This is a genomic window from Nostoc sp. PCC 9305 (genome assembly GCF_963920915.1).
Taxonomy (GTDB): Bacteria; Cyanobacteriota; Cyanobacteriia; order Cyanobacteriales; family Nostocaceae; genus Nostoc.
The window spans coordinates 1-5,239 of the sequence record NZ_CAWUDN010000204.1 but is presented as its reverse complement, the minus strand read 5'-3'; the positions used below and the strand labels follow the sequence as shown (position 1 = coordinate 5,239).

General features: G+C 43.2%; 7 protein-coding genes. 6 read left to right on the top strand and 1 reads right to left on the bottom strand.

The annotated features are described in order from the left end of the window. Positions 1-169 precede the first annotated feature (169 nt). From ACM0OX_RS35000 to ACM0OX_RS34985, 4 genes are all read left to right on the top strand, one after another. A complete protein-coding gene (locus ACM0OX_RS35000) occupies positions 170-1,057 on the top strand; it encodes a hypothetical protein (protein WP_414519734.1) in 888 nt (295 codons plus the stop codon). A gap of 88 nt (positions 1,058-1,145) precedes the next feature. Then, entirely contained in the window at positions 1,146-1,406 is a 261-nt protein-coding gene (locus ACM0OX_RS34995) for a hypothetical protein (RefSeq protein ID WP_414519733.1), read from the top strand. Positions 1,407-1,470: 64 nt separating this feature from the next. Beyond that, positions 1,471-1,929 carry a hypothetical protein gene (locus ACM0OX_RS34990; RefSeq protein ID WP_414519731.1) on the top strand — a complete coding sequence of 153 codons (459 nt, stop codon included), beginning with the start codon at positions 1,471-1,473 and terminating at the stop codon, positions 1,927-1,929. An 18-nt stretch (positions 1,930-1,947) separates the two neighbouring features. Further along, positions 1,948-2,553: an MT-A70 family methyltransferase gene (locus ACM0OX_RS34985; RefSeq protein WP_414519729.1), complete on the top strand. Its 606-nt coding sequence runs from the start codon at positions 1,948-1,950 to the stop codon at positions 2,551-2,553. Between the two features lie 60 nt (positions 2,554-2,613). Here the strand turns inward: ACM0OX_RS34985 and ACM0OX_RS34980 are convergent, their stop codons facing one another. Next, positions 2,614-3,495 (bottom strand): cytosolic protein, encoded by an 882-nt coding sequence (locus ACM0OX_RS34980; protein WP_414519728.1) that lies wholly within the window; start codon positions 3,493-3,495, stop codon positions 2,614-2,616. 22 nt (positions 3,496-3,517) lie between these two features. Between ACM0OX_RS34980 and ACM0OX_RS34975 the strand changes: the two genes are divergently transcribed. Both ACM0OX_RS34975 and ACM0OX_RS34970 read left to right on the top strand, forming a co-directional pair. Continuing rightward, complete coding sequence (locus ACM0OX_RS34975) at positions 3,518-3,925, top strand: hypothetical protein (protein WP_414519726.1); 408 nt, start codon at positions 3,518-3,520, stop codon at positions 3,923-3,925. Positions 3,926-4,206: 281 nt separating this feature from the next. After that, the gene (locus ACM0OX_RS34970) at positions 4,207-5,232 is read left to right on the top strand and encodes a DnaB-like helicase C-terminal domain-containing protein (protein WP_414519724.1); all 1,026 of its coding nucleotides are present in this window, start codon (positions 4,207-4,209) and stop codon (positions 5,230-5,232) included. Positions 5,233-5,239: the final 7 nt, after the last annotated feature.

Here is a 5,239-nt window from a genome sequence, read left to right as displayed (position 1 = left end):
TAATTCCTTTTGATTTGCGTTCTCTCATATCGCTTTTAGTCTAAACTCCAGTTAACTCAATCACGGACTATATCGAATCGTTTCTCACTGGTTGGTGAAAAAAGTCTGGTGCGCGTGAATGTCTAATTCTCTCTAATCAACAACGAAAAATTATTACCCAACTAAAGTTATGTCACAAATCGAAGTAGCCCAAATCATCGACCAGATAAAGCAAGAAATCACTGTTGACTCTAATGGACAAGGTAAAGCTAGTATTCGGGCAACTGCAAGGCTGGCAGATGTACAAGATTCTTCGCTTCGTCGTGCGTTACTAAGTGCGGCACTGGAACCCTCTGCATTAGCCCAAAGCCTTATACAACAAGGATTTAGCCCTGCGGCACTGGAAACCTGGAATGAGGGAATACCTGATATGGGTGTTGCTGCCGTTATTGAATATTACGCTTTTGATGCTGGGCGGTACTGCAAACAGCAAGCCAGACTTGTATGCAAAGCTTTTAACCGGATTGGTGTTCGCGCCTGGATGCAAGACATTATGGGCTGGACAAAACCTGCTACTCAACCACAAGAACAACCCTCCACACCAACCCTGCCCCCAGTTGAACAGCGATTGCATACTCTTGTGTTGGCCATGAAAACTTTAGCTGAGTTAACTGGTGGCAGACTCAACCCGTACACCGAACAGCAATTTAAAGACTATGCCGGCAACCTTTTGGCTGAACATAACAGAAAATTGCTAACCGCCACAGAAGAGAAGTGGTTAGGCGTGGTCAACTTTGCAGAGAACGAACTTGGAAAGAAAGTCTCCCTGAGCGGCACCCACTATCGCGGACACTTGGGCACATGGGTTCGCACGTTTTACCCACATCTGGGCGATCGCCAAGAGACACGATTGGTTAATGGCGTTCAACAGCCCATCTATGTCTACGCTTGCCATGATCCGACTGTTGCGGCTGGGTTGACCAAAGCTATAGAAGAGTTCTTCGCTCACCCCAGTCCTGGTGCAGCGCTAAGGCAGGCGGGGGCTTTCGCTAGCAAGAAAGCTGTAGTTACTGCTTAATGGTCATTGGTCAAGCACAGCGATCGCCAAGTAATCAAGAATTAAGACTTTTACAACAAAGGTAAATTTTACCTTGAGGGGAAAAGATATGGAACTCGGCTACTTCCAGAAAGATGTACTCATTGAAAAACTAGCTAAGAAATTCTACGCGATCCAAGGCTATGTAGTCCCCGAATCATATCGGATGCAATCAGCTACACATCCAGCAGAAAGAGCGTGTGTGGCTATGGCTATTTTCGCAGTCGAAGAATTTGAATTAATAAATGATTCATCATCAGAGTCTGAAGATGATGACGAATATGAAACCGATTGTTTATTCCCTGAAGAACGTTTTTTGCCAGGGGGTTAGTTGAAGCACAAGTAATACACCTTTCTAAATATTTTCTCACAAATTACAAGATGGGTAAACGGATATGAAAGCCATAGTCACAGTAGTCGAGAAAATTTCATCTGAAGCTCACATTAATATTCCTGAAGGTTTAGCAGAATTAGGCATTAGACAGCACGTTGTAGATCATTACAACAGTGGCGAAATGCTTGCCTTACTGAACATTTTCCACGTTGATTTTGAATCTATCAGCGTTCACATTGGGAAAAAAACCAAAATTACTTGGCAGCCCGGAAAACCTTGGAGTTCAAAGCGTCCCTATTACTTTTGCAAACTTGGAAGATTTACTTTGATTTTGTTAACTGATACAGAGCAAAACCTAACTCGTACAGAAGTTTACTTTGGGCATCACAAGCAACTTATTTATACGTCAGAAAAAGAGATATCCAAAGAATTGGCAACAGTCGAACTCCAAAATTTCTTAAGTGGATTGGCTGTTGAACTTCAGACTTTAAGCCATATTGAATTTCCAGAACAAGTTTGAAAATAACAGGAGTTAAACATGAGACTAACAACATTAGAAGGTCAATACCAGTGCATCGTGATTGACCCTCCCTGGTTCTATCGGCTGAGAAATCAGGATAAAACTCACCGAAACCGCATTAACTACAAGCCAATGCACATAGAAGAAATATTGTCATTGCCTGTTCCAGACTTAAGCGATTGCACGGGGTCAGTTCTTTGGCTTTGGTTCACCAACAATCACATGATTGAAGCCGCACACTGCTTGCAAACATGGGGATTTGAACTCAAGACTATTTTGACTTGGGAAAAAGTTACCAAGGATAACACTAAAACACATCTAGGTGTCGGTCATTGGTTGCGGAATTCGACTGAACATTGCGCTTTGGCTGTTCGTGGGAATGTGAAGGCTTTTGCTGGACGGACACTCACAAACCAGTCAAGCATTTTACACTCACCCCGTCGTGAGCATTCACGTAAGCCCGAACAGTTTTTTGAACTTGTAGAAAAGCTGTGTCCTGATATGACCAAGCTGGAGATGTTCGCACGTTCGTCTAGAGTTGGCTGGGATTGTTGGGGTGATCAGGCGGATCTGTTTGATCAGCTTAATGCAGAAATTGATAACGATACTTCATTGAGTGCTTAATTAACGCTAATTTCGGCACTCAAAACTTGCTGAACCTTGAAAATCAAATATCAAACAATTCTAATTTTCTGACGGTGTGTCATCTGCTGTCTGATAAATAGAACGCAATTCATCCACAGTATCTGCTGTTTCTATTGCTGCCAAGATTGATTCCAGCAATCTGAAATCTTCAAGAAGCTCAATTTCAGGCAATAAGTTTTGTCCAGGTGTTCCAAATTTGAGTTTTAATCCCAAAGCTATGCCTTTTAATAAAGATTCTATTCGAGCAATTCTCTCAAAACTAGTAACGTACTGCATACGCAGTTGTGCCTCCAATTGTTCGACTTCTCTTTTAAACTCTAGTTCTAAATCCAATGGTAACGTTAGCATCCAATCAATAAAAGCCAAAAGGTTAACAACAGCCTCGCGTTCAAACCCTTGCTCATACAACCGACGTACTAAATTCAGTTTTGATTGTTTCCTTTGCGACCTATTACTGCGGGTTTGCACTGCTGCCAAATGAGCCATTACCACTGTAGCAAAGGGGTTACGACTGGCTTCTAGCTCCGACAACCTTTGTTTATAGTCTAGCAGCTTGATTACAGGAAACTGAAAATCAACCGTACAACCAAACAAATCGTACCCAAACTGCGATGGCCGCCAGTTGATGTTGTCATCCCCCAGTATCGCGCATGATGCAACAGAGCGATCGTAACGGTCAAAAATTCGATAGTTGTAGACAAACATCCGTTTAGGAAAATCGGTTTCCTCTTGACTTTGGATTTCTATATGAATCAACAGCCAAGATTCTTCGCCCCCAATGCGATAGATTTTCACCAATTTATCAATTAGCCGTTTTCCTAATTCAGCATCACGAACTACTTGTTGTAACTCTTGATCTAGAAACGAAATCAAGCTCCGTTCTTGGCGTTTCCCTTGGCGCACTTCTTGCAGAGACAACATTTACCAAACTTGCGATCGCCGTTTGGTGGAGTTAATCGCCAAGGAGAGAGCCGAGTGGGACAAGGTTAATTGGCAGCAAAAAGTCCCCACTGTGATCAAATCAATCAGCAATTTGGAGGTGAGTAAAGCTGGTTTAGAAGAACTGTTGGTTTATTGGTCAAAAGTTCTTGAATTATCTACGCCACAAACTGAACAATCAAAAGCCAATGACCAACCCATCGGTTACTACTCAAATCGTTCTCTTGATTGGCATAAAGCCACATTCAGTGAACTTCTAGACCGCATGGATGAAGTTGGCAAGGACAAAGCGATCGCTTCTTTCAGCACTCGCTATGACCGAGAAGACGTAGGTGCAACGCTCAAATGGTTGGATTGGTTAAAGCTGACACATCCCTCCATGTATGCCTACTTACACCCACAAGCTGCATGAGGACAATTCGCAATTCGCAATTCGCAATTTGCAGTTTTTCAACTAACCCTTCTCCTTCGGAGACGCTATGGCGAATGACTACGCTCAGGACAAGCTTAATACGAGACACACAGTTTGCCATTAAGTAAACCAACAGAAAAAATCAAACGATGTCAAGAAGATTTTATCAACCTAAAACCCTCTTCCCCTCTGCTTTATCTCGGCTACAGATACTTCCAGCATTTAATTCGCATTTTAATTGCGAATTGCGAATTGCGAATTGCGAATTGTTATGAGGATTTATGACACAAGACAAAACAAACTTCACATCGCAACAAGACCGCTTACCCCCACAAAGCATTGAGGCTGAAGAAGTAATACTTGGTGGCATTATGCTCGACCCAAGTGCCATGAGCCGAATCAGCGATCGCTTGGTGATAGATGCTTTTTACATCAATGCCCACAAAGACATTTATCAAGCAGCCCTACGACTGTACAGCCAAGGATTACCAACGGATTTGCTTTGCATTACCAACTGGTTGTCTGATAATGGTTTATTGTTCCGTATCGGTGGACGCAATAAACTGGCCAGTCTGGTTGACCGTACTGTGTCAGCTGTGAACATCGATGTTTTAGCTGACTTGGTAATGGAAAAATACCAAAGGCGGCAGTTAATCCTTGCTGGCACTGAGATTGTTCAACTCGGCTATGCCACCGAAACTGATTTACCTGTAATTCTTGACGAAGCCGAACAAAAAGTCTACAGCATTAAGTCTGATCATTCTGCCTCTGACTTGGTTCATATTTCTCATGCCTTAGCCGACACTTTTACCGAAATTGAAGCGCGTCATGCTGGTACAGGCTCACCAGCAGCAAGCAGTGGATTTTATGACCTGGACAGTATACTTGGCGGTGGTTTTCGCAAAGGACGGTTGTATGTACTGGCTGCTCGTCCTTCTGTTGGTAAATCTGCTTTGGCTGGTAATCTCGCTCTCAATGTTGCCAAAACTGGGAAGATGCCGATCTGCGTTTTCAGCTTGGAAATGTCTACTGATGAGTACGTACAGCGATTCTTGAGCAGCGAATCTGGCATTGAAAATAACTTCTTGGAAACTGGGAATGTCTCTGACAGCCAGTGGCAACCCTTGAGCGTGGCGATCGCGGAATTAAGTGAACAGCAGATTTTCATCAACGACGAATCTTGCCCTTCTCTTAATGAAATCCGTAGCCAAGTCCGCCGAATTTCATCCCATTACGGTGGTGTTGGGCTTGTGATCATTCTGACTTTTCCCGTTAAGTCTCGAAAAGCTTGCTGGCAAAGGATTTAAGAAATAG

Excerpts from the sequence above, each read along its gene's own strand:
- ACM0OX_RS35000 (WP_414519734.1), top strand. The coding sequence starts at position 170 with ATGTCACAAATCGAAGTAGCCCAAATCATCGACCAGATAAAGCAAGAA.
- ACM0OX_RS34995 (WP_414519733.1), top strand. The coding sequence starts at position 1,146 with ATGGAACTCGGCTACTTCCAGAAAGATGTACTCATTGAAAAACTAGCT.
- ACM0OX_RS34990 (WP_414519731.1), top strand. The coding sequence starts at position 1,471 with ATGAAAGCCATAGTCACAGTAGTCGAGAAAATTTCATCTGAAGCTCAC.
- ACM0OX_RS34985 (WP_414519729.1), top strand. The coding sequence starts at position 1,948 with ATGAGACTAACAACATTAGAAGGTCAATACCAGTGCATCGTGATTGAC.
- ACM0OX_RS34980 (WP_414519728.1), bottom strand. The coding sequence starts at position 3,495 with ATGTTGTCTCTGCAAGAAGTGCGCCAAGGGAAACGCCAAGAACGGAGC.
- ACM0OX_RS34970 (WP_414519724.1), top strand. The coding sequence starts at position 4,207 with ATGACACAAGACAAAACAAACTTCACATCGCAACAAGACCGCTTACCC.